Genomic DNA, 20,840 nt, shown 5'->3' with positions numbered 1-20,840 from the left:
CCTCAGCGCCCCTGGTCGGAGGCCGCCTCATTGAGTGCTACCCCCTTCCCGGGCTCGCCGGGACATGTCCGGGTCAGTGAGGTCGAAGCCGAGCAGCGGGACTTTGTACGGGTCGACGTCCTTAGGCAAGGGCCGGCCTTCGAGGAGGAAGCCGAAGAGGGCTCGAAGGGCTTCGTTGCCCAGTTCCAGAGGATGGAACGGCAGCTCGTACGGCTCCTCGTCCCACGCCGGGTCACACTCCACGGGCCGGTCACCTGCCCAGTAGGGCATCTCGAAGGGGAACGGGTCACCGATATTCTCCACGATGCCACCGTCCGGCGACAGGCTCAGCGAGCGGCGGAGGCGGCCGTCCTCCCAGACCGCGAAGGCAAGCCAGTCCGAGGCGCTGTGCATCGCGTGCAGGATCACGCGACGGCCCGCGGCGGTCTCCAGTAAGTGCGCCGGGAGCTCCGACGGGCGGTCGCACATCAGACGCCGATCGCAGACCAGGTCCACGCCGGGGAAGCTCGCCGCATACGTGAGGCGCTCCGGCGGGTACGTCGTTTCCCCCAGGACATCGCCCTTCGTCGACTCCATCGTCCAGCCTGGAAAGACCTGGGCGACCAACGCCGCCGTTCCCTCAGCCGCCGGTTCGCCGGCCTTTCGCAGTGCAGAGGCCACGTCTCCGTCCGCGTACGCCAATAGCGCCGTCTTCGCTCCCATGCGACGCACGCTAGCCCCCACCACTGACAGCCTCGCCGCTCCCGAATGCCCGAAGTTTCTGGGAGCGGCCTGCCCCTCTCGAACCGGGCAGAGGTGGTCACCAGGAGATCAGGCGGCCCTCGGGTGTGTGGGTGAGCGTCACGCAGCCGATCCAGTCACCGTTTTCCGGATACTCCCAGTTGTCCGCGTCGGCCAGCACGTCCAACAGTTCCTCGCGGGCGAGGGGCGGACCGGGCTGGAAGCCGGAGCCTCCGCTCGGAGGCGTCCAGGGAATGACCCGGCACACGTCGATCCATCCCCTGTCGATCAAGGGAAGGAGGAGGGGAGTCAGCTCTTCGGGTGACGCCGATGCGAGAGGTTCGTCCAGATCGCCGCGGACACCCGGGAGGATGTCGATCTCGAAGGCGTTGAGCATGAAGGCGCGCTCGGCGGCGGAGAGGTCTTCTGGAGCGTTCACCCCGGGATCGTCGCATGCAGACTGCCGGTGGCTGGTGGCGCATCCGTTGATGGGCGGTTTGTCACCGCCGGCGGCAGGGCGCCCCTCCCCTGGCGCGGCTCCGGCCCCTCCGGTGGGTAGACAGATGATGTGAACACGACCTTCACCGCTCCCCGCATCGCGCGGCTCCTCCAGGACGGGTTCCACGCCCAGGTCTATCCCGGTGCCGCCTGGGCCGTCGGTGATGCCGGCGGGCCGGTGGCGGGTGGTTCGGCCGGGGTTCTCGCGCCCGGCGCCGGCGCTCGACCCGCCCGGCTCGACTCGCTCTTCGACCTCGCCAGCCTCACCAAGGTGATCGCGGTGTGGCCGGTCGTCGGCACCCTCGTCGAGGCCGGAAAGCTGCGCCTCGACGTGCCGCTGGGCGCGTTCTGGCCCGAGACCGCCGGGCATCCGCTGGGCGACGTCACCGCGCTCCAGCTCCTCACGCACACCGCGGGACTGCCGCTGCGGGCCAACCTCCGTGCCCTGTACGGCTCCGATCCGCAGGACGTGCGCGACGGCGTGCTGCGCGAGCGGCTGCGGCGGCGGCCGGGTGAGGCGGTCGAGTACACGGACCGGGCGGCCCTCGTCCTCGGCTATCTGGCCGAGTTCCTCACCGGCCGGCCGCTGCGCGAACTGGCCACCCGCCGCGTCTGGGAGCCGCTCGGCATGACGGACACCCGTTACGGGCCGCTGCCGGACGCGCTCGTGGAGCGCGCCGCTCCGACGGAGTACGACGAGGAGACCGGCGCCCATCTGCGCGGCACCGTGCACGACTTCTCCACCCGGCTGCTGGGCGGGGCCTGCGGGATCGCCGGGACCTTCTCCACGGTCGGCGACCTGGGGCGCTTCCTGCGGCAGGTGCTCGATCCGGTCCGGCCGCCGTTCGGGCCCGAGTGGGCCGCGGCCTCGCTCCGCGTCCGTACCGGCGAACTCGCCCCGGTCCGCGGCCTGTTCTGGCACCTGGCACCGGGCACCGCGTTACGCGACGACGTCTGGGTGCACTACGGCTTCACCGGCACCGGCATGTGGGTCAGTCCCTCGCGCGGCCGCTGGGCGGTGCTGCTCACCAACAAGCTCTACTACACGCGCGAAACCGGTCCGGTGACCTCGGTGCGCGACGCCTTCCGGGAGGCGGTCTTCCCGCCGCGGTGACCGGATCGGGCCGGGCTCGTTGCACGCCGTAAACGATCAGGTAGGCGAACGGACAGCGGAGGCGCGGCGATGGGAGACGAGCGGGCGGTACGGCGGGCGGCGGAGGAGCTGGCCCTGGGGCGCGCGGTGATGCACGGCTTCGCGCACTGCCACGCCGTGACCACCCGTCCCGACCGGCCCGAGGCCGCCGCGGCCGGAGCGGGCGTCGCCGGGCGCGGCGGCGGTGTCACCACCGTGTCGTCGGGCATCGCGGCCCTGTTCGACTGGACCCGGCTGCCCGCCGAGCTGCCCCGGCGGCAGGTGTGGTCGCTGATGGAGGAGCTGTACGAGCTGGGGCCGTTCGGCTTCCGCGGTCCGGCCTCGGACCGGGTGCCGGAGCGGCTGACCGCCGGCCGGGACGGCGTGCGGACCGTACGGGTGCTCGCGCCGGGCCGGCACTGCCCGTCCAACGCCTTTCTCGGCGCGGCGCTCGAACTGACCGGCGCTGACTGCCTCTTCGTCGCGCCACTCGTCACGCCACTCGTAGCCCCGCCGGGAACGCTGCCGACCACGTCGCTCGCCGCGTCGACCCTCACACAGCTCGCCTCGCCGCCCGTCACGCAGACCGCCTCGCCACCCGTCACGCTGCCCGCCGCGCCGGCCCGCATGCCTCTCGCCGGGCCGCCCGCCCTCGACCCTGACGTCCATGTCCTCGCGCCGGACGACGAGGGCGGGGCGGCCGGCCGTGCCGCGCGGTATCCGCACCACACGGCGGCGGCGCCGAGCGTGCTCGCGTTCCACCGTCCGGCCGGGCGGGGCAGGTCCGGGCTGCCGGCGCTCACGCTGGAACGGTCGGGCTCGCTGTCCGCCGACCACATCCGGTCCGTGGCCGCGAACCACGGCTTCGCCCTGGCCGTCGCCGCCGCCCCGGCTCCGCGCGCCTACGCCCCGTCGGCCGCCGCCGCCTCGCCCGTACGGCGGTAGGCGCGCAGGAAGGCGGCGACGCCGCCCCGCAGCAGCCGGTCGGTTTCGTCCCGCGGCAGCGGCAGGACGCCGTAGTGCGAGCGCAGCAGGATGCTCGCGGAACTGAGCGCCGTGAAGTGGCCGGTCGCCAGGGCGGCGTCGCCGTGGAGGTCGAGCAGGCCGCCGTCGGCGAGGGCGGTGAGGGCCGCGGCGAGCGCGGCGGCGACGGGCGCGGGGCCCGCCTGCTGCCAGGCGTCGAGGACCTCGCCGGGCACGTGGTCGGCCTCGGAGTGGATGTGCCGGACCAGCGCGAAGTGGTTCGGGTACTCGGAGATGAGGTCCGTGAAGGCCTGCGCGACGGCGACGAGGTCGCGTTCGAGGGTGTCGGCGGTGGGCAGCCGGGCGGGGTCCAGGAGGGTCCGGATCCGGGCCAGTTGGGCGTCCCGTACCTCGTGGGCGGTCCAGGTGACGACGGTCTGGAAGAGCTGGGCCTTGCCGCCCGGGAAGTGGTTGTAGAGCGTGCGGGTGGAGACGCCGGCCGCGGTGGCGATGGCGTCGACCGAGGCGCGCGCGTAGCCCTCGCGGCCGAAGACGCCGCAGGCCGCGTGGACCATCGCGAGCTGCTTCTCCAGCTTCCGGGGCGGGACCTCGCGACGCGCCCGCGCCATCCAGGCCTCGTTGGTGCTGCTGCTCATGCCGGTCATGTCTGCACCTTACTCGCGGCCGCGCCTCGAAGTACAACGGGCGTTGCACTTTTTACAACGAGCGTTGTACGTTCAGGGCGAGCCGAACGCACCGGGCGTCCCGGCCCGCTTCTCAGGGGGACCCACCATGTCCGCGACCACTGCCGCCACGACCACCGCCACCACGCCCGCCGCACCCGCAGCCGCATCCGCCACCGCACCGCTGCGCGTCGCCGTCATCGTCGGCAGCGTCCGCGAGGGCCGGCACGCCGACGCCGTCTCCGACTGGTTCCTCGGCTTCGCCGCCCGGCACGGCGGCCTGGACCTGGACGTGATCGACCTGGCCGAGGTCGACCTGCCGCTGGCCATGCCCGGCTGGGGCGGCAAGCCGAGCCCGCAGGCCGTCGCCGCGCTCGCCGAGGTCTCGCCGCGGCTCGCGGACGCCGACGCCTTCGTGGTCGTGACGCCCGAGTACAACCACAGCTTCCCCGCCGCCCTGAAGAACCTGATCGACTGGCACCGCCCGCAGTGGCAGGCCAAGCCCGTCGGCTTCGTCTCCTACGGCGGACTCGGCGGCGGCCTGCGGGCCGTCGAGCAGCTCCGGCAGGTCTTCGCCGAGATGCACGCCACCACCGTGCGCGACTCCGTCAGCCTGCACGGCCCCTGGTCCGGGATCGGCGAGGACGGCGCGCCGCGCGACCGGGCGGTCACCGAGGGCGCCGCCAAGGGCATGCTCGACCAGCTCCTGTGGTGGGGACGCGCGCTGCGCACCGCCCGGGCCGCCCTCCCCTACCAGTTCTGAGAGGGCCGCACGCCATGACCACCACCCAGCTCCGCGCCCGGCACACGGCCGAGCCGCCCGCCCCCACGACACCGCTCGGCCGGGTCCTCGCCGTCGTCGTCCTCGGCTCCGTCATGTCCGTCCTCGACATGACCATCGTCAACGTCGCCCTGCGCAGTCTCTCGGAGGCCTTCCACGCACCACTGACCACCATCCAGTGGGCCGCCACCGCCTACACCCTCGCGCTCGCCGCCGTCATCCCGACCGCCGCCTGGGCCATGGGCCGGATCGGCGCCAAGCGCACCTACCTCACCGCGCTCGTCCTGTTCACGCTCGGCTCGCTGCTCGCCGCGCTCGCCTGGGACGCCCCCAGCCTGATCGCGTTCCGCGCGGTGCAGGGACTCGGCGGCGGGCTGCTGATGCCGGTCGGCATGACGATGACGATGCGCGCGGCCGACCCGGCACGGATGGGCCGGGCGATGGCCGTGGGCGGACTGCCCATCCTGGTCGGCCCGGTGATCGGGCCCACGCTGGGCGGCTGGCTCGTCGACGCCGCCTCCTGGCACTGGATCTTCCTGGTCAACCTGCCCCTGGGCGCGCTGGCGCTCGCGCTCGCCGGACGGCTGCTGCGGCCCGACGCACCGCGCGCCGGCGACCCGGCGCCACGCCTCGACGTCCCGGGTCTCCTGATGCTCTCCCCCGGCCTCGCCCTGCTCCTGTACGGGCTCGCGCGCGGCGGCGAGGGCGGCGACTTCACCGCACCCGGGACGCTGGTGCCGACGGCGGCGGGCGTGCTGCTCGTGGCGGCCTTCGTACGCCGGGCCCTGACGGCCCGTGAACCGCTGCTCGACCTGCGGCTGCTGCGGGACCGCACCTTCGCGGCCGGGATCGTGACCCTCGCCCTGTTCACCATGGCGTACTTCGGCTCGATGCTGCTCGGGCCGGTGTACTGGCAGGCGGTACGGGGCTTCAGCGCGAGCGCGGCCGGGCTGCTCGCCGCTCCGGTCGGGCTCACCGTCGGACTGACGATGCAGGTCGCCGCGCGGCGGATCGACACCGCCGCGCCCCGGCGGCTGATCCCGGCGGGCGTGGCCGTCGCGGCGCTCGGCATGACGCTGAGCGCGCTGCAGACCGGTACGGAGGACGTGGCGGTCTGGCGGGTGGTCGGCGCGGCGATGGTGATGGGCGTGGGCGCCGGCATGGTCCTGATGCCGACGATGACCACGGCGAGCCGCGATCTGCCGAAGGAGCGGATGGCGGCGGCGAGCACCGCGCTGAGCATCAACTCGCAGGTCGGCGCGTCGGTGGGCACGGCGTTGTGCTCGGTGGTCCTGGGCACGGCGGGCGCCGACCCGGCCGGCTTCCGCCTCACGTACGCGGTGGCGGCGCTGCTGCTCGTGCTCGCGGTGGTGCCGGCCCTGTTCCTGCCGGGCCGCCGGACCTGAAGCCCCGGCCGGCCGCCGGACCTGAAGCCCGGTACCCCTGCCGGGCCTGAGGCCCGGTCCGGCCCCCGCCCTCACGTCGTCAGCGGCGGCCGGCGAAGACCAGGTCCCTGAGCGCCACGTTGAGCCGCAGGACGTTGACCCTCGGCTCGCCGACGAAGCCGAGGAGCCGGCCCTCGGTGTGCTCCGTGACCAGCCGGTCGACCTGGGCGACGGTGAGGTGGTTGCGCGCGGCGACCCGGTGGACCTGGAGCCTCGCGTACCGCGGCGAGATGTGCGGGTCGAGGCCCGAGCCCGAGGAGGTGACGGCGTCGGCGGGGACGTCCTCGGGCCGTACGGTGAAGCCGGGCGTCGAGTTGTCCCTGACGACGGCCGCCTTGGCGTCGCTCACCCACCTGATCAGCTCGGGATTGTCGCCGGAGCGGTTGGTCGCGCCCGAGACGAGCAGCCGGTAGCGGGTGTTGACGGAGTTGACGCCGAGGCCGTTCGACGGGCGGGGCTGGAACCACCGCAGGTCCGGATAGGTCTGCCCGATGAGCTCCGAGCCGACGACCCGGCCGCTCGCGTCCTCGATCCGCGATCCGTTGGCCTGGCGCGGAAAGGCGAGTTGGGCGACGCCGGTGACGGCGAGCGGATAGAGCACGCCGCACACGACGGTGAGGACGAGGAGGGCGCGCAGGGCCGCCCCGAGCAGCCGGGTGGCGCTCGCCACGGAGGTGTTGTTCATGGTGATCGGCACGCTTTCTGGTCAACGCAGCCCGGGAACGAGCGAGAGCAGCAGGTCGATGAGCTTGATGCCGAGGAACGGGGCGACCAGGCCGCCGAGTCCGTACAGGCCGAGGTTGCGGCGGAGCATCCGGTCGGCGCCGGCCGGCCGGTAGCGGACGCCCTTGAGGGCGAGCGGCACCAGCGCGACGATGATCAGCGCGTTGAAGACGACGGCGGAGAGGATCGCGGTCTCGGGCGAGGACAGCCGCATGATGTTCAGCGTGTCCAGGCCCGGGTAGGCCGCCGCGAACATCGCCGGGATGATCGCGAAGTACTTCGCCACGTCGTTGGCGATGGAGAAGGTGGTGAGCGCGCCCCGGGTGATCAGGAGCTGCTTGCCGATCTCGACGATCTCGATGAGCTTGGTCGGGTCGGAGTCGAGGTCGACCATGTTGCCGGCCTCCTTCGCGGCCGACGTGCCCGTGTTCATCGCCACGCCCACGTCCGCCTGGGCGAGCGCCGGTGCGTCGTTGGTGCCGTCGCCGGTCATCGCGACGAGCTTGCCGCCGGCCTGCTCGCGCCTGATGAGGGCCATCTTGTCCTGGGGCGTCGCCTCGGCGAGGAAGTCGTCGACGCCCGCCTCCTCGGCGATGGCCTTCGCGGTCAGCGGGTTGTCGCCCGTGATCATGACCGTTCTGATGCCCATGCGGCGCAGCTGCTCGAACCTCTCGCGCATGCCCTCCTTGACGACGTCCTTGAGGTGCACGACGCCGAGGACGCGGGCGCGCCGGGTCCCGTCCGGGGCGGTGTCCTCGACCGCCACGAGCAGGGGTGTGCCGCCGCCCTGGGCGATGGCGTCGGTGAGCTGCCGGGCGTCCGGCGCGATCTCGCCGCCGCGTTCCCGTACCCACGCCAGGACCGAACCGGCGGCGCCCTTGCGGACCTTGCGCCCGTCGACGTCCACGCCGGACATACGGGTCTGGGCGGTGAAGGCCACCCACCGGGCGGAGGCGAGTTCGTCCCGGTGGCGCCCGGGCAGGCCGTACCTCTCCTCGGCGAGGGCGACGACCGAGCGGCCCTCGGGCGTCTCGTCGGCCAGGGAGGACAGCTGCGCGGCCTCGGCGAGCTCGGCCTCGGTGGCGCCGCGCACCGGCACGAACGCGGCCGCCTGCCGGTTGCCGAGCGTGATGGTGCCGGTCTTGTCGAGCAGCAGCGTCGACACGTCGCCGGCGGCCTCGACCGCGCGGCCGGACATCGCGAGGACGTTGCGCTGGACGAGCCGGTCCATGCCGGCGATGCCGATCGCGGAGAGCAGCGCGCCGATCGTGGTCGGGATGAGGCAGACGAGCAGGGCCGTGAGCACGATCAGCGAGGTCTGCTCGTCGGCGCCGGCGTAGATCGCGAACGGCTTGAGCGTCACGACCGCGAGCAGGAAGACGATGGTCAGCGAGGCCAGCAGGATGTTGAGGGCGATCTCGTTGGGCGTCTTCTGCCGGGCGGCGCCCTCGACCAGGTGGATCATGCGGTCGATGAAGGTCTCGCCGGGCCGGGTGGTGATCTTGACGACGATCCGGTCGGACAGCACCTTCGTGCCGCCGGTGACGGCCGACCGGTCGCCGCCGGACTCGCGGATGACCGGCGCGGACTCGCCGGTGACGGCGGACTCGTCCACGCTGGCGACGCCCTCGACGACGTCCCCGTCGCCGGGGATGACGTCGCCGGCCTCGCAGACCACGTGGTCGCCGACGCGCAGCTCGGTGCCGGGGACGCGTTCCTCGCCCGCCGGAACGAACCTGCGGGCCACGGTGCCGGTCTTCGCCTGGCGCAGGGTGTCGGCCTGCGCCTTGCCGCGGCCCTCGGCGACGGCCTCGGCGAGGTTGGCGAAGACCGTGGTCAGCCACAGCCAGCCGGCGATCGCCCAGCCGAACCAGTCACCGGGGTGCCGCACCGCGAGGACCGTGGTGACGACCGAGCCGACCTCGACGACGAACATGACCGGGGACGTGACCATGATCCGCGGATCGAGCTTGCGCAGCGCGTCCGGCAGCGACGCGACGAGCAGCCGCGGGTCGAACAGGCCGCCGCCGACCGGCTTCCCGTGACCGGTGCGCGCCGATGGCACGTCGCCTTGGTGCGGGGCCCGGGTGGGAGTGGGAGTGAGGGTGCTCATGCTGCCAGCCCTTCGGCGAGCGGTCCCAGCGCGAGGGCCGGGAAGTAGGTGAGACCGGTGACGACGAGAACGGTGCCGACGAGCAGGCCGGTGAACAGCGGCTTCTCGGTGCGCAAGGTGCCCGCGGTCTCGGGTACGGGCGTCTGCTCGGCGAGCGAGCCGGCCAGCGCGAGCACGAACACCATGGGAAGGAACCGGCCGAGCAGCATGGCGATGCCGATCGTCGTGTTGAACCACGGGGTGTCGGCGTCGAGGCCGGCGAAGGCGGAGCCGTTGTTGTTGGCGCCGGAGGTGTAGGCGTACAGGATCTCGGAGAAGCCGTGCGCGCCGGAGTTCGTCATCGACTGTGCCGGGGTGGGCAGGGCCAGGGCGACGGCGGTGAAGCCGAGCACGAGCGCCGGTGTGACGAGGAGGTAGCAGGCGGCGTACGTGATCTGGCGGCTGCCGATCTTCTTGCCGAGGTACTCGGGCGTGCGGCCGACCATCAGACCGGCGACGAACACCGCGATGACCGCCATGACCAGCATGCCGTAGAGGCCGGAGCCGACTCCGCCGGGCGCGATCTCGCCGAGCTGCATGCCCAGCATCGCGATCCCGCCGCCGAAGCCGGTGTACGAGGAGTGGAAGGAGTTCACCGCGCCGGTGGAGGTCAGGGTGGTGGCCACCGCGAAGATCGAGGAGCCGGCGATGCCGAAGCGGGTCTCCTTGCCCTCCGTCGCGCCGCCCGCCAGGTCGAACGCGGGGCCGTGATGGGCGAACTCGGTCCACATCATCAGGGCGGTGAAACCGGCCCAGACGGTGGCCATGGTCGCCAGGATCGCGTAGCCCTGCCGGACCGAGCCGACCATGCGGCCGAAGGTGCGGGTGAGCGCGAACGGGATGACGAGGATCAGATAGATCTCGAAGAGGTTGGAGAGCCCGGAGGGATTCTCGAAGGGATGGGCGGAGTTGGCGTTGAAGTAGCCGCCGCCGTTGGTGCCCAGCTCCTTGATGACCTCCTGGGAGGCGACCGCGCCGCCGTTCCACTGCTGGGCGCCGCCGGCGAACCGGCCGACCTCGTGGATCCCGGAGAAGTTCTGGATCGCGCCGCAGGCGACCAGGACGAGTGCGCCGACCACGGAGATCGGCAGCAGGACGCGCAGGGTGCCGCGGACCAGGTCGGCCCAGAAGTTGCCCAGTTCACCGGTACGGGAGCGGGCGAAGCCGCGGACGAGGGCGACCGCGACGGCCATGCCCACGGCCGCCGAGACGAAGTTCTGCACGGCGAGGCCGCCGGTCTGCACGACGTGGCCCATGGCCTGCTCGCCGTAGTACGACTGCCAGTTGGTGTTCGCGACGAAGGACGCGGCCGTGTTGAAGGCCTGGTCCGGGTCGATCGACACGAAGCCGAGCGAGCCGGGCAGCGAGCCCTGGAGCCGCTGGAGGAGATAGAGGAAGAGGACGCCGACCACGGAGAACGCGAGCACGCCGCGCAGATAGGCGGGCCAGCGCATCTCGGTGTCGGGATCGGCTCCGACCGCCTTGTAGATCCACTTCTCGGGCCGGTGGTGCCGGTCCGAGGAGTAGACCCGCGCCATGTGGTCGCCCAGCGGCCGGTAGGACAGGCCGAGGGCGACGATCAGCGCGAGCAGTTGGAGGACGCCGGCGAGGACGGGGCTCATGACGGGGCTCAGAACCTCTCCGGCTTGAGGAGGGCGAGGACGAGATAGCCCAGGAGGGCGACGGCCACGACGAGGCCGACGACGTTCTCGGCGGTCACAGCCTGGCCACCCCCTTGGCGACGAAGGCCACCAGCGCGAAGACCGCGACCGTGGTGACGACGAAGGCCACGTCGGCCATCGTGAGCTCCTGACAGGGATGAGAGCGGATTGTCTGACCCGACGAGGAAACCCCTTTTCGGCCATCCGACCGCCGCCGTTGACGGGCCCCTGACGCCGCCGCGGACCGTCTTGACGGGTTCTCTACGCGAACCGGCGCGCGGGGTACGTACGGGGCGCCGGCTACGCCCAGGCGGCCGCGACGGTCACGCCCAGCCAGACCGCGCCGAGACCGGCGGCGATGCTCCCGGCGACGTTCGCCGCCGCGTAGGCCCTGGCCCCGCCCTCGTACAGCTTCAGCGTCTCGTAGGAGAACGTGGAGTACGTGGTGAGCGCGCCGCACAGGCCGGTGCCCAGGAGCAGACCGGCCCGGGCGGAGGTCACGCCGGTGAGCAGGCCGAGCACGAAGGAGCCGACGACGTTCACGACGAAGGTGCCCCAGGGGAAGACGGAGTCGTGGCGGGCCTGGACGGCGCGGTCGGTGAGATAGCGCAGGGGCGCGCCGACGGCGGCGCCGGCGACGACGAGCAGCCAGTTCACGCGGGCGGCTCCGACGGCGGCTCCGACAGCGGCTCGGTGGGGGTTTCGGCCGCCGGTGTCGCGGACGGCTCGGTGGGGGGCGGCGTCGCGGGGCCGTGGCGGACGACCTCGCACGCGTCGAGCAGCACCAGGCCGTCGGTCACCAGCTCCTCGAGCTCCGGCAGGAAGGCCCGTACGCGCTCCTCGGTGTCCACGACGACGACCGCCACCGGCAGGTCCTCGCCGAGCGAGAGCAGCCGGGCGGTGTGGACACGCGAGGAGGCGCCGAAGCCCTCGACGCCCCGGAAGACGGAGGCGCCCGCGAGGCCCGCGGCGTGGGCGCGGTGCACGATCTCGGTGGACAGCGGCCGGTGGTGCCAGGTGTCGTTCTCGCCGACGAGCACGGTCAGGCGCAGGGCGGGGCCGGTGAGCCGGGTCATCCTCGCCTCCTCTCGGGGACGGCCCGTACGGCCGCCCTGGTCGCCACGACGGCCGCCCACACGGCGGCGAGCGCGGTGACGGCGGTCGCCGCGAGATACAGCACACCGCGTGCGGCGTCGCCGTCGGCGAGCAGCCGCTGGGCGTCCAGCGCGTAGGTGGAGAAGGTGGTGAAACCGCCGCAGACACCGGTCCCGAGGAAGGGCCGCAGCAGCGGGTGAGGCGCGGTGACGGTCTCGGTGACCAGGACCATCAGCGCGCCGAGGACCGCGCAGCCGGCCGCGTTGACGGTGAGGATCGTCCAAGGGAAGGCGCCGGCCGGGGTCGGCCAGGCGAGCGTCGCGCCGTAGCGGGCGACGGCGCCGAGGGCGCCGCCGGCGGCGACCACCCCGACGACCGGCAGCTGCGCGCGGAATCCCATGGGGCCAGATTAGGCGGCCGGGACGGGCGGGGCGGAACGGAGCGTCACGAGCCGTGCGGACGGGCACGTGCTCGTGAACGCGGAAACGAGCTCCACGAGCCGTGCGGACGGACACGTGCTCGTGAACGAGGCGCACAGGCTCGGCCTCCGGCCTGGGGCATTAACCGGAGTCCGGCCCGTGCTGCCTCACCCTGATGGTCCGGGCGGGACATCGCGCGGGTCAAAGCCGGTCCGCCGAGTCTGTCAGATCCCCCGGAGGGGTATGGAGGGGAATCACGGGCGGGCGGCGCGGGGGCCGGGGCGCGCCCGGATGCGGGGCTGCGGCCCGGTCGCGCGGGGGGCGGTGGTCCGGCCACCATCAGGCGGCCCAGACGGGTGCCGGGTACACCTCGTGCTCGCGGCCGGAACCCGCGACCGTGGAGGTGCAGCGGGAGGGAGCTGCGCTACCCGTAGGGCAGGAGTGTCGTGAGTACATCCGTCGCAACCAGGTTCAGGACCGTCGCCGCGCACCGTGAGGCGGCCGGTGAGGACGTGTACGGCGAACTCTGCGCCGCGCTCTTCTCCGGATTCCCGCGCCGTGACCAGCGGCTGAAGGCCGAGCAGTATCTGCGCGGCCTGCTGTCCGCGCAGGGCCGCAAGTCGATCCGTAACATCGCCGCGCAGATCGGCGGCCCCGCCGCCGAGCAGAGCCTGCACCACTTCATCTCCAGCTCCACGTGGGACTGGCGGCCGATGCGGGCCGAGCTCGCCCAGTTCGTCCAGCGCGCCGCCGGCCCGCAGGCCTGGGTGGTCCGCCCGATGCCGATACCGAAGGCCGGCCAGCACTCGGTGGGCGTCGACCGGCGTTTCGACCCGGAGCGGGGCCAGGTCTTCCGCGGCCAGCAGGCGTTCGGCGTCTGGTTCGCCTCGGAGGAGACCAGCGTTCCCGTCAACTGGCGGCTCTTCCTGCCCGATCCGTGGGTGAAGGACCCGACCCGGCGCGACCGGGCGGAGGTTCCCGAGGGCGCGGCCGAGGAGACCCTCGAGGAGTGCGCGGTCAACGCGGCGCTCGACGTGGCGCGCTGGCCCGACGTGGCCCGCAAGCCGCTGCTCCTCGACATCCGCGGCGGCGCGGGCCGGGCGGCCCTGCACCGGCTGGCCCTCGCGGGTGTCCCGGTGGTGGCGCGGATCGGCGCCGGCTGCCGGCTGACCGTCGCGGACCGCTCGCTGCCCGGCTTCGGCTCCGGACCGCTCACCGCGCTGCAGATCCTGGAGTCCCTGAAGGGCCTGCGCCGCCCGGTCAGCTGGGTGGACTCGGCGGCCGGTGTGCGGACGTCGCGCACCTCGCTCGCCACCGCGGTCCGGGTCACCCTGCCCGTGCCGGCGGGCGAGCGGCAGCGGCCGCTGCTCCTGCTCGGCGAGTGGGACGACCCGCGGCGCTCCCCGGCCCGGCTGTGGATCACGGACCTGACCGGCTCGGCGGTCGGCCCGCTGCTGCGGCTCACGAAGCTGTCGCGGCGGGTGGAGCGGGACTTCCGGCAGGTCGGCGAGGGCGCGGGACTGCGGGACTTCGTGGGCCGTTCGTTCCGCGGCTGGCACCGGCACATCACCCTGGCCTCGGCGGCACACGCGGCGACCGTCCTGGACACCGACCGGGACGCGTACGGATCGGTCCACGGGCGCTCGGCGGGCTGAGCCGGGGGCGCCGGTGGGCCGAGGCGAAGGCGCGTTCAGCGGCGGGGTCCGGGAGTCGTGGCTCCCGGGCCTCCCGTGCGCCTAGGGCTCCTTGGCGGACGGCGGTTCCTTGACGGGCGGCGCCGAAGGCGACGTGGGCGGGCGGGAGTCGGTGAGGGCGGCGCGGCGGCGGGCGAGGACGTCGCGGGTGCGCTGGAGGCGCAGCGCCAGCTGGACCTCCAGGACCTGGCCGGGCTTCTGCCACTCCGGGCCGAGGAGTTCGCCGATCCGCTCCAGCCGGCGCGAGACCGTGTTCGGATGCACGTGCAGGGCCTCGGCCGCGTTGGTCGGGCTGGCTCCGGAGGCGAAGTACGCCTCCAGGGTGCGGGTCAGATCGGTGAACCGCTCGGCGTCGTAGTCGAGTACGGGACCGATCGCCGACTCGATGAAGCCGTCCACGTCGTGGTCGTCCGACAGCAGCAGCCCGAGAAAGCCCAGGTCGTCCACGGACGCCGCGGCGCCCGCGCCGCCCAGCGCGCTCATCGCGTCCAGGCAGCGCATGGCCTGCTGGTAGAGCCGGCCCACGCTGTCCGCGCTCCAGCCGGGACCGGCCGCGCCCACCGAGACCGGGTGGCCGAGCAGCGGGCCCAGCTCGGCCGAGACGGCCTTGGCGGCGGCGGAGGCGTCCACGCCCGGCAGCAGCAGGACGATGCAGCCGCCCTGCACGGTCTTCAGTCCGCCGAGACGGTACGCGTACGAGGACGCCCACACGACGGCGCGGCCCTGCTCGCCGCCCTCGGGTCGCGCGACCACCATGAGGTGCGGTTTGCGCAGGTCGATGCCGAGGCGGCGGGTGCGCTGGGCGATCTGCTGCGGGGCGTGCTGCGGCTCGGCGAGCAGGTCGTCGAGGAGCTCGTCGCGGACGGGGCCCTCGGCGACGGCGGTGGAGCGCTGCATCAGGAGCAGGAAGGCGACGGACTGCGCGGCGAGCGCGAGGAGCCGTTCGTCCTCGCAGGTGAGCGGGGTGGCGGCGCGGACGACGAGGACGCCGAGGTCTTCCGAGCCGGCGATGACGGGCGCGACCCAGGTCCGGGTGCACGGCCGGTCCTCCGCGAGGCACTCCTCCAGGCCGCCGGCCGGGGCCTCGGCGGGGATCTCCGCCGGGATGTCCCTCAAGCCGTCCGCCGGACTGCCGGTCCGGCCGTCCGCCGGACTGCCGGCCAGGCTGCCCGCCCGGCCGTCGGTCCGGCCGTCGGTCCAGCTCTCGGGCCTGCTGTCCGTGGGGCCGCCTGGCGGGGCGTCGCCCCGGGCCGGGCCGGACTCGCGGGCGAAGCCGGACTCGCGGTCGAAGCCGGGCTCGGGCCCGAAGCCGGGTTCGCGGGCGAAGCCGGGCTCGGGCCCGAAGCCGGGTTCGCGGGCGAAGCCGGGCTCGGGCCCGAAGCCGAGGGCGAGGCCGGTGCCGAGGCCGGTGCCGGGAGCGGTCCCGGGGCCGGTGGCGGTGTCGTCCGGGCCGGCGCGGCCGCAGGCGAGGACCGGGCGGCGGCCGGCGTGCGCGTCGAGCGCGGCCTTCGTCACCGCCTCCTCGTCGAGGTGCAGGATCTCGCCGGCGGCGGCGAGGGTGCGGCCGCCCGTGTCGCGGATCAGGACGCAGGCGTCCAGGGCGTCTCCGGCGGCCTTGGCGACGCCCAGCAGGTCGCCGCCGGCCAGGATCAGGTTCATGATCCGGCCGTGCGCCTCGCCGACGTACCGCATGCGGGCGAGCAGGGTCCGGGCGCGGGAGCTGTCCCGCTCGAGCTCGGTGACCTCGGCCCTGGTGTGGTCGAGGAGCCGGGCCTTCTCCGTGGCGACGGCGGCGAGGTCGGCGAGGGAGGCGACGAGGGCGAGTTCGCCCGCGGTGTAGCGGCGGGGCCGGCGGTCGGCGCCGTACAGCAGGCCGAGAACGGCGTCGCCCGCGCGCAGCGGAACGGCGAGGACGGCGCGCAGGCCCTCGTCCCGTACCACCGCGTCGACGTCGGGATGGTGGCTGAAGCGCTCGTCGGCGAGATAGTCCTCGGTCCAGGCGGGAGTGCCGAGGGCGTGGACGAGGCCGCCGAGTCCGTGCTCGCCGAGGGCGCCGCGGCAGGTGGCCGGGTCGATCGGGCCGACGGCGCCCTCGATGCTGTGGAGCACGCGGGCGCCGTGGTCGTCGCGCAGCGTCAGGCAGGCCAGGTCGAGGTCGAGGAGCCGTTTGGCACGGCGGACGACGACCCGCAGCAGGCCGTCCACGTCGTGGGGCAGGGTCAGGTCGCGGGCGGTGTCGGTGAGGGCGTCGAGCCCGGCCTCGCGCCGGTCGTGGCGGGCGAGGGAGTGGCGGACGCCGGTGGCGAGCTGAACGGCCCTCTCCAGCTGGTGGAGTTCGGGCTCGGCGAGGCCGGCCGCACGGGCGCCGTCGAGGAGTTCGGTGAACCGCTCAGGCGCTTCCTGCCGGGCGAGCAGCTCCAGCACGGCGAGCGCGTCGTAGCTCCCGCCCTCCTCCGTGCCGTGGTGGGACATGCCTCAACTCCCGCTGCTGAGCAGAACGGGGCGCCGCCGTGGGAACCCGTACCGCTGGCCGAAACCAATTCCGTCCTGAAACACCGTCAACGGTGAGATCGACCGCTTCATTCCCGTTCGCGTACCACTTCGAGGTGTCGGCGCCGGCGTCGGCGTGTCGTACGGCTCAGACCGACGCGCCGGCGCCGGCGGGCACGCCCGCGACGGCCGGCACGCGGGCCCAGGTCCAGGCGCCGCGGTCCTGCGCGGGCACGCGGGGCCGGCCGGCGTCCCGTACGGCGAGCAGCGAGCGGTGCAGCCGGCGCAGGCGGGCCGAGGGCTGCCGGCCGCCGTCCCGCTGGAGCGCGGCGCACAGCCGGCCGTAGGTCTCCAGGGCGTCGAAGGTGCGTCCGGAGCGCAGCAGCGCGACCATGAACTGGGCGTGCAGCGACTCGTTGACGGGATGCCGGGCGGTGAGCAGCGCGAGTTCGGGGACCATCTCGGCGTGCCGGCCGAGGCCGAGCTGGGCCTCCACCCACTGGTCGAGCACGCTGAGCCGGGAGGCTTCGAGGCGCTCGGCCTCGGCGCGCAGGCGCGGGCCGGCGTCGACTCCGGCGTACGGCTCGCCGCGCCAGAGGGCGAGGGCCTCGCCGAGGCGGAGCGCGGCGCGCGGGAGGTCGCCCGCTTCCATGGCGCGGTATCCGGCGCCGGCCGCACGCTCGAACTGCCAGACGTCGTGGGAGCCGCCGCCGGTGTCGAGCCGGTAGCCGCCGCGCTCGGTGGCGAGGACGGTCTCGGGTGTGCGGCCGTCGGCGCCGGGGCGGCCGACGGGCAGTGCGGTGGCGATCAGGGAGCGAAGTCCCGCGATGTGGGCCTGGAGTTCGGCGCGGGCGCCGACGGGCGCGCCGGAGGGCCACACCTCCTCCATGAGGACGCAGCCGGGAACGATCTGGTCGGCCGAGGCGGCGAGCACGGCGAGGAGCTGTCGGGGCGCGGCGGCGGTCGGGGTGACCGACACCCCGTTCTCACATACCGACAGTCCGCCCAGGATCCGGACGTCCACCTTGCCCCCTCAGTGTCTGCGCACGGGATGACCCTGGACGATTAGAAAAGAGACCGCGGTGCATGTCAATAAGAAACCGGGCGGTACGGAAACATCGGACCGCCAAGGCGGCAACTTTGTCCCTTTCGGGGCCATTTGTAACCATCAAGAGGACATCAAGAGGCAGCGAAACGTACCCGCGGATCCAGTTATTGGACCCACGGGTATGCTTTGGCGAGGGTTTTCGGGCAGCCGCGCAGGTGGCTTCAGGCCAGGACTCCGCCGAAACCGCCGAGGCGGTCTCCTTTCGGCGGACGCTTCAGCGCGCGGCGTCCTCCGCGAGGCCGAGGGCGCGGGCCCCGCGGCCGGGCTCCAGATCGAGCATGGTCAGCACGGACGGCACCACGATGCTGGGCAGTAAGTGGTGGTAGAGGGACGAGACCCAGCGCTCCAGGGACGAGCGGTGGCCCTCCAGTTCGTGGGTCATCAGGTTCAGGCCCGCGTAGGCGCCCACCACCAGCGGGGCCACCTCCTCCGGGTCGGCGTGCGGCAGCAGCTCGCCGCGCTCCTTGGCCGCGCTGAGCAGACCGAGGTTGATCTCCGTCCACTCCCGGTACGGCCCGCTGCGGTTGAGCTCGTGCGTGCCCTGGTCCAGGGTGAGCCGCACACTGCCGCTCAGCAGCCGGTCCCGGGCCAGCCGGTGCGCGAACACCATGCCGACGTCCACGAACTCCTGCACCTTGGACAGCTGCGGCGGCGCCGGCGGCACGGACGACACCTGGGCCTCGATCACCGCGTGGGCGAGGTCTTCCTTGGAGTCGAAGTGGAAGTAGAGCGCGCCCTTGGTCACCTGCGCGAGCGCCAGGATGTCGGAGAGCTTCGCCGCCTCGTAGCCCCGCTCGTCGAAGACGGCGGCCGCCGCCTCCAGGATCGCCTTGCGGGTGCGGATCGCCCGATCCTGCTTCGCCATCTGGGAGTCACGTCCCTCTCATCACCCGAACCGGCATCCCGGTGGCCCGAGAAAACAAACCTAGGGGTACCTATTTTCCGGCGACTGGAACATACCCGAAGCCTTGTTCGTCATGAACCCGGACGACCGGCCAATCGCGCGCCCAAGCCTCTCACCAGGCACTTTGCGCGTCGAAGCGATCGAGAGAACGTCAGGTCGGGCCGATCGGCCCGACCGTGACACCTCGTCAGCAACACGCGGTCGTCACTCTGCGCATCCGGACCGCGACCCGAAACCGACCCCGCGGTCGGAGTCAGCCGCCCGTGACGACGGCCGAGGCGGTGAGCAGTCCGAAGGAGGCCAGGATCAGCAGGGTCCGCACCTGGTGGAGGCCGTTCCAGCGCTTCTCGAAGGCCGCGCGCACCGCGGCCGCCGGCTCGCCGGTCGTCTCGGAGGCGGCGAGGGCGGTGTTGAGCGGGATGTTGCCCGCGACGGTGACCAGATGATTGGCCACCGCGGCCACCAGACCAGCCACCACCAGCCACTTCTGGGTGCCGGTCCGCCCGTCGACCGGCACGAGGAGGGCCGCGGCGGGAAAGGCCACGACCCCGAGGAAGACCAGCAGGAACACCGGCCTCGGCACGTACTCGTTGATCCGCCGCATCGCGCCGACGAACTCCTCGTCCGTCAGCCGGGCGAGCGCGGGCATCACCCCGGTCCGGAAGATCAGCATGAATCCGGCGTACAGACCGGTGGACACGACGGCGAGAGCGAGCAGCAGGGCGGCCATGGTCTCCATCCTTCCCGACCCGACGGGTCAACTGGCGTACGGATCAGAGGAATCGTCCAGTGAGTCGGCCGAGCGGATCGCCTCGGCCAGCTCCCGCACCGACGCCGAGCCGGCCCGCTCGGCGAGCGCGGCGGCGTGGGCGGCCAGGCTCGACAGGGCGGGCGCGCCGGGCAGCTGGCCGCCGCGCAGCCGGTCGGCGAAGTAGGCGGCGATGGCGGTCAGTTGGAGGCTGTCGTGGCCGCCGTCCCAGATCGCCGTCCCGGTCAGCGCGGCGGCGTCCACCGTGCCGGAGCGCTCGTGCGGGGCGCGGGTGACGGGGTCGAGCCAGCGCACGGTGGCGGTGGCGACCCTTCCGCGCGCCCCGGCCGTCCCGGCCCCACCGGCCTTCCCGGCCTTCCCGGCCTTCCCGGGCTCACCGGCCGTTCCCGCCGCCCCGGGCCGCAGCTTGACCGCGTAGAGCGCGGTGACGGTGTGCCCGGCACCCACCTCGCCGCCGTCGACCCGGTCGTCGCGGAAGTCCTCGTCGGCGACCTCGCGGTTCTCGTAGCCGATCAGCCGGAAGCTCTCCACGGTCGCCGGGTCGAAGGCGACCTGCGCCTTGGCGTCGCGGGCGCGCAGTTCGACATGCCCCGGCAGCTGGTCGACGAAGACCTTGCGGGCCTGCTCGGGAGTGGAGACGTAGGTGGTGTGGCCGTCGCCCTTGTCGGCGAGCTTCTCCATGAAGGCGTCGCCGTAGTCGCTGCCGACGCCGACGCCGAACAGCGTGATCCCGTACGCGCGGCGCTCCTGGTCGATCCGCTCCAGGATGCCGGCCGCGTCGGTGTCGCCGGTGTTGGCGAGCGCGTCCGAGAGCAGCACGACCCGGTTGGTGGCGCCTGCGCGCCGGCCGTCGACGGCGACGTCGTAGCCGGTGCGGACGCCCGCCTCGACATTGGTGGACGAGCTGGTCTCCAGCGCGTCGACGGCGTCGTGCAGACGCCCGCGGTTGCCGCCGACGCGGGTCATGGGCAGCCGGACCTCGGCGTCGGAGCTGAAGGTGACCAGGGCCACGGAGTCGTCGTCGCGCAGCCGGTCGGCGAGCAGCCCGAGCGACTCCTTGACCAGCCCGAGCCGGCCCGGCTCGCCCATGGAGCCGGAGACGTCGACGACGAACGTGAGCGCTGCGGGCGGCCGTTCGCCGTCGCTCGGCCGGGTCGCGAGCCCGACCCGCAGCAGCGACCAGCCGGCGGCGCCGGCGCGGGCGCCGTCGAGGGTGACGCTGAAGCCGTTGTCCTTCGGGCGCGGATAGTCCGGCCGGAAGCTGTTGACGAACTCCTCGGGCCGTACGTCCGCCGGATCCGGCAGCCGTCCCTCGGCGAGGGTGCGGCGGGCGTAGCCGTACGAGGCGGTGTCGACGTCGAGCGCGAAGGTGGACAGCCGGTCGGGCGACGCCGGCCGGCCGTCGGGCGCCTGCGACACGGTGGGCGCGGGCGCGGCCTGTCCGGGCGCGGCCTGCCCGGGCGCGGACCGGTCGCCGCTCGAACGGGTGACGCCGCCGGAGCCGCCGGAGCAGCCGGTGAGCAGCAGCGCACCGGCCAGCAGGACTCCGGCGGCCCGCCGCCGCTGTGTGACCATCTCGACCATTCCCCCATCTCCCTTTCGG

General features: G+C 73.5%; 20 protein-coding genes. 5 read left to right on the top strand and 15 right to left on the bottom strand.

Annotation, left to right across the window (positions count from 1 at the left end):
* Positions 1-27 precede the first annotated feature (27 nt).
* Entirely contained in the window at positions 28-702 is a 675-nt protein-coding gene (locus ACIGO8_RS26160; protein ID WP_399735374.1) for a DUF6928 family protein, read from the bottom strand.
* Positions 703-799: 97 nt separating this feature from the next.
* Positions 800-1,159 carry a hypothetical protein gene (locus ACIGO8_RS26155; RefSeq protein ID WP_399735372.1) on the bottom strand — a complete coding sequence of 120 codons (360 nt, stop codon included), beginning with the start codon at positions 1,157-1,159 and terminating at the stop codon, positions 800-802.
* Positions 1,160-1,288: 129 nt separating this feature from the next.
* On the opposite strand from ACIGO8_RS26155, the gene ACIGO8_RS26150 reads away from it, so the two are divergent.
* Positions 1,289-2,332, top strand: a complete 1,044-nt coding sequence (locus tag ACIGO8_RS26150) for a serine hydrolase domain-containing protein (RefSeq protein ID WP_399735370.1) — start codon at positions 1,289-1,291, stop codon at positions 2,330-2,332.
* 69 nt (positions 2,333-2,401) lie between these two features.
* Positions 2,402-3,295, top strand: coding sequence for a hypothetical protein (locus ACIGO8_RS26145; protein WP_399735368.1), 894 nt, complete (start codon positions 2,402-2,404; stop codon positions 3,293-3,295).
* On the opposite strand, the gene ACIGO8_RS26140 is transcribed toward ACIGO8_RS26145, so the two are convergent.
* Positions 3,253-3,978 (bottom strand): TetR/AcrR family transcriptional regulator, encoded by a 726-nt coding sequence (locus tag ACIGO8_RS26140; RefSeq protein WP_399735365.1) that lies wholly within the window; start codon positions 3,976-3,978, stop codon positions 3,253-3,255. The two genes, ACIGO8_RS26145 and ACIGO8_RS26140, sit on opposite strands and share 43 nt — an antisense overlap.
* 127 nt (positions 3,979-4,105) lie before the next feature.
* On the opposite strand from ACIGO8_RS26140, the gene ACIGO8_RS26135 reads away from it, so the two are divergent.
* Together ACIGO8_RS26135 and ACIGO8_RS26130 are read left to right on the top strand one after the other, a co-directional pair.
* Positions 4,106-4,759, top strand: a complete 654-nt coding sequence (locus ACIGO8_RS26135; protein WP_399735362.1) for an NADPH-dependent FMN reductase — start codon at positions 4,106-4,108, stop codon at positions 4,757-4,759.
* A 14-nt stretch (positions 4,760-4,773) separates the two neighbouring features.
* Positions 4,774-6,183 (top strand): DHA2 family efflux MFS transporter permease subunit, encoded by a 1,410-nt coding sequence (locus ACIGO8_RS26130; protein WP_399735359.1) that lies wholly within the window; start codon positions 4,774-4,776, stop codon positions 6,181-6,183.
* 79 nt (positions 6,184-6,262) lie between these two features.
* Here the strand turns inward: ACIGO8_RS26130 and ACIGO8_RS26125 are convergent, their stop codons facing one another.
* From ACIGO8_RS26125 to crcB (ACIGO8_RS26095), 7 genes are all read right to left on the bottom strand, one after another.
* Complete coding sequence (locus tag ACIGO8_RS26125) at positions 6,263-6,907, bottom strand: potassium-transporting ATPase subunit C (protein WP_399735823.1); 645 nt, start codon at positions 6,905-6,907, stop codon at positions 6,263-6,265.
* Between the two features lie 21 nt (positions 6,908-6,928).
* Positions 6,929-9,058, bottom strand: coding sequence for a potassium-transporting ATPase subunit KdpB (gene kdpB / locus ACIGO8_RS26120; RefSeq protein ID WP_399735356.1), 2,130 nt, complete (start codon positions 9,056-9,058; stop codon positions 6,929-6,931).
* Complete coding sequence (kdpA, locus tag ACIGO8_RS26115) at positions 9,055-10,719, bottom strand: potassium-transporting ATPase subunit KdpA (protein ID WP_399735353.1); 1,665 nt, start codon at positions 10,717-10,719, stop codon at positions 9,055-9,057. Before kdpA ends, kdpB begins: the two co-directional genes overlap by 4 nt.
* An 8-nt stretch (positions 10,720-10,727) precedes the next feature.
* A complete protein-coding gene (gene kdpF, locus ACIGO8_RS26110) occupies positions 10,728-10,817 on the bottom strand; it encodes a K(+)-transporting ATPase subunit F (RefSeq protein WP_399735348.1) in 90 nt (29 codons plus the stop codon).
* A gap of 241 nt (positions 10,818-11,058) precedes the next feature.
* Positions 11,059-11,415, bottom strand: coding sequence for a fluoride efflux transporter CrcB (gene crcB / locus ACIGO8_RS26105; RefSeq protein ID WP_399735346.1), 357 nt, complete (start codon positions 11,413-11,415; stop codon positions 11,059-11,061).
* Positions 11,412-11,834, bottom strand: a complete 423-nt coding sequence (locus ACIGO8_RS26100) for a DUF190 domain-containing protein (RefSeq protein WP_399735343.1) — start codon at positions 11,832-11,834, stop codon at positions 11,412-11,414. The genes crcB (ACIGO8_RS26105) and ACIGO8_RS26100 overlap by 4 nt, the downstream gene beginning before the upstream one ends.
* Positions 11,831-12,253: a fluoride efflux transporter CrcB gene (gene crcB, locus ACIGO8_RS26095; RefSeq protein WP_399735340.1), complete on the bottom strand. Its 423-nt coding sequence runs from the start codon at positions 12,251-12,253 to the stop codon at positions 11,831-11,833. Before crcB (ACIGO8_RS26095) ends, ACIGO8_RS26100 begins: the two co-directional genes overlap by 4 nt.
* 465 nt (positions 12,254-12,718) lie before the next feature.
* Here crcB (ACIGO8_RS26095) and ACIGO8_RS26090 point away from each other — a divergent pair, with 465 nt between their 5' ends.
* Positions 12,719-13,927, top strand: a complete 1,209-nt coding sequence (locus ACIGO8_RS26090) for an IS701 family transposase (RefSeq protein ID WP_399735337.1) — start codon at positions 12,719-12,721, stop codon at positions 13,925-13,927.
* An 81-nt stretch (positions 13,928-14,008) separates the two neighbouring features.
* Here ACIGO8_RS26090 and ACIGO8_RS26085 read toward each other — a convergent pair whose 3' ends face one another.
* From ACIGO8_RS26085 to ACIGO8_RS26065, 5 genes are all read right to left on the bottom strand, one after another.
* On the bottom strand, positions 14,009-16,438 hold the full coding sequence (locus ACIGO8_RS26085; RefSeq protein ID WP_399735334.1) for a helix-turn-helix domain-containing protein: 2,430 nt from the start codon (positions 16,436-16,438) through the stop codon (positions 14,009-14,011).
* 166 nt (positions 16,439-16,604) lie between these two features.
* A complete protein-coding gene (locus tag ACIGO8_RS26080) occupies positions 16,605-17,480 on the bottom strand; it encodes a BTAD domain-containing putative transcriptional regulator (RefSeq protein WP_399735330.1) in 876 nt (291 codons plus the stop codon).
* A 298-nt stretch (positions 17,481-17,778) separates the two neighbouring features.
* Positions 17,779-18,429: a ScbR family autoregulator-binding transcription factor gene (locus ACIGO8_RS26075; RefSeq protein ID WP_399735327.1), complete on the bottom strand. Its 651-nt coding sequence runs from the start codon at positions 18,427-18,429 to the stop codon at positions 17,779-17,781.
* Positions 18,430-18,721: 292 nt separating this feature from the next.
* Complete coding sequence (locus ACIGO8_RS26070) at positions 18,722-19,198, bottom strand: DUF1772 domain-containing protein (protein WP_399735324.1); 477 nt, start codon at positions 19,196-19,198, stop codon at positions 18,722-18,724.
* Between the two features lie 27 nt (positions 19,199-19,225).
* Complete coding sequence (locus ACIGO8_RS26065) at positions 19,226-20,821, bottom strand: VWA domain-containing protein (RefSeq protein ID WP_399735322.1); 1,596 nt, start codon at positions 20,819-20,821, stop codon at positions 19,226-19,228.
* Between the last annotated feature and the right edge of the window lie 19 nt (positions 20,822-20,840).

It is taken from the genome of Streptomyces sp. NPDC053493 (genome assembly GCF_044544825.1).
Lineage (GTDB): Bacteria > Actinomycetota > Actinomycetes > Streptomycetales > Streptomycetaceae > Streptomyces.
Note: the sequence above shows the minus strand (reverse complement) of the source record. Positions and strands in the feature narration are given on the sequence as shown.